Origin of the sequence: Mesorhizobium sp. M7A.F.Ca.CA.002.15.2.1 (assembly GCF_003998715.1) — a bacterium.
Taxonomy (GTDB): Bacteria; Pseudomonadota; Alphaproteobacteria; order Rhizobiales; family Rhizobiaceae; genus Mesorhizobium; species Mesorhizobium ciceri.
Genome location: NZ_RZPI01000863.1, coordinates 1 through 2,030, shown reverse-complemented (window position 1 = coordinate 2,030; position 2,030 = coordinate 1). Strand labels below are relative to the sequence as shown.

The window sequence follows — 2,030 nt, the reverse complement described above, 5'->3', positions numbered from 1 at the left end:
CGTGCCGGGCCATGAACTTGCCGGCATCGTCGTCGCCGCGGGCAAGCAGGTCACACGCTGGAAGGCCGGCGAGCGCGTCACAGTGCCGTTCGCCGTCGGCTGCGGCCGCTGCTTCGAGTGTAATTCGGGCAATCACCAGGTCTGCGAGCACCAGACACAGCCTGGCTTCACCGGCTGGGGCTCGTTTGCCGAATATGTCGCCATCGAACATGCCGACACCAATCTTGTGCGCCTGCCCGACGAGATGGAATTCGCCACCGCCGCCAGCCTCGGCTGCCGCTTCGTCACTTCGTTTCGAGCCATTGTCGACCAGGGCCGGGTGAAGCCGGGCGAATGGGTCGCGGTGCATGGCTGCGGCGGCGTCGGCCTGTCGGCGATTATGATTGCCAGCGCCATGGGCGCCAATGTCATCGCCATCGATCTCACCGACGAGAAACTGGATTTCGCCAAAAAGATCGGCGCCGTCGCCACCATCAATGCATCTACGACGCCGAACGTGGTCAAGGCGGTCAAGCAGATCACCAATGGCGGCGCGCATATGTCGATGGACGCGCTCGGCCACCCCACCACCTCGTTCAATTCGATATCCAATCTGCGCCGGCGCGGCCGCCATGTGCAGGTCGGCCTGATGCTGGGCGAGCATGCCCGGCCGCAGGTGCCGATGGACAAGGTGATCGCCTTCGAGCTCGAAATCCTCGGCAGCCACGGCATGCAGGCCTACCGCTACCAGGCGATGATGGACATGATCCGCAACGGCAAGCTGAAGCCCGAACTGCTGGTCGGCAAGAGGATCAGTCTCGACGAGGCGCCTGCGGCCCTGATGGCGATGGGCGGCTTCGAGGGCATTGGGATTGGGGTGGTGACGAAGTTTTAGGCGAGGACGGCACCGTCGTCAGGCGATCGCGCGTCGTGGCAATTCCTGCTTCGCGAATCGCTTGGCGCCTACGACGCAAAGCACCACGCCAAGCGTGACGACCACCATCAACGAACTGACCTGTTCGTGCAGCAGCGTCGCTGCCAGTGCCAGTCCGAAGAATGGCTGCAGCAGCTGCAACTGTCCGACCGCGGCGATGCCGCCTTGCGCCAGGCCGCGATACCAGAACACGAAGCCGATCAGCATGCTGAACAGCGAGACATAGGCAAGCCCCATCCACGCACTGACGCCGACGCCGTCGAACGACGGCGGCATGGTCAGCAGCGTCAGCACCAGCATGATCGGCAGCGACAGCACCAGCGCCCAGCAGATCACTTGCCAGCCGCCGAGCCTGCGCGACAGCGCGGCGCCCTCGGCATAGCCGAGGCCGCAAGCGATGATGGCAGCCAGCATCAGACCGTCGCCGACCGGCGAGGCAGTCACGCCCTGCGTCAGCGCAAAGCCCGCGACCAGCGCACTGCCTATGCATGAAAACAACCAGAACGCCGGGCGCGGCCGATCGCCGCCGCGCAGCACGCCGAATATCGCAGTGGCCAGCGGCAGCAGGCCGACGAAGATAATGGAATGGGCCGTGGTGACGTGCTTCAGCGCCAGCGCGGTCAGCAAGGGAAAGCCGACAACCACGCCAAGTGCCACGATCACCAGCGACAGCAGATCGCCGCGCTCCGGGCGTTTCTGCCGAAACAGGAGCAGCAGCGCAAGGCCAAGCAGTCCGGCAATCGCCGCCCGGGCCGAGGTCAGGAATGTCGGATCGAATTCCCTGACCGCCACGCGCGTCGCCGGCAGCGAGCCGCTGAAGATCAACACGCCGATGAATCCATTCATCCAGCCACTCGCGGTCTTGTCCATCGTATGCTCCGTTTGTCGGCTCCGTATCGCGCGGAGCCGGTAGTATCGCCAGAGACAATGCGGTACAATTATGCAAAACTGTCATAGTCAGCAGAGCAGTACGGATGGACAAGCAGACTACAGGAAGCGAGAGCGGCGGTACGCTGGTCGAAGGCGTCATGGCGACGATCCGCCAGCGGATCGCGGCGCGCAGCCTGACGCCGGGAGCGCAATTGCCGTCGATCCGCGCCTTTGCCAAATCCATGCG

At 64.3% G+C, this 2,030-nt stretch carries 2 protein-coding genes and 1 pseudogene; 2 read left to right on the top strand and 1 reads right to left on the bottom strand.

What is annotated here, in order from left to right:
• Positions 1 to 874, top strand: an 874-nt coding sequence (locus tag ENZ74_RS30385; protein WP_127313240.1) for a zinc-dependent alcohol dehydrogenase family protein, incomplete at its 5' end; no start/stop codon positions are given.
• Between the two features lie 18 nt (positions 875 to 892).
• On the opposite strand, the gene ENZ74_RS30380 is transcribed toward ENZ74_RS30385, so the two are convergent.
• On the bottom strand, positions 893 to 1,783 hold the full coding sequence (locus tag ENZ74_RS30380) for a DMT family transporter (RefSeq protein ID WP_063168159.1): 891 nt from the start codon (positions 1,781 to 1,783) through the stop codon (positions 893 to 895).
• Positions 1,784 to 1,887: 104 nt separating this feature from the next.
• On the opposite strand from ENZ74_RS30380, the pseudogene ENZ74_RS35475 reads away from it, so the two are divergent.
• Positions 1,888 to 2,030, top strand: a pseudogene (locus ENZ74_RS35475) (GntR family transcriptional regulator); the annotation flags it as partial.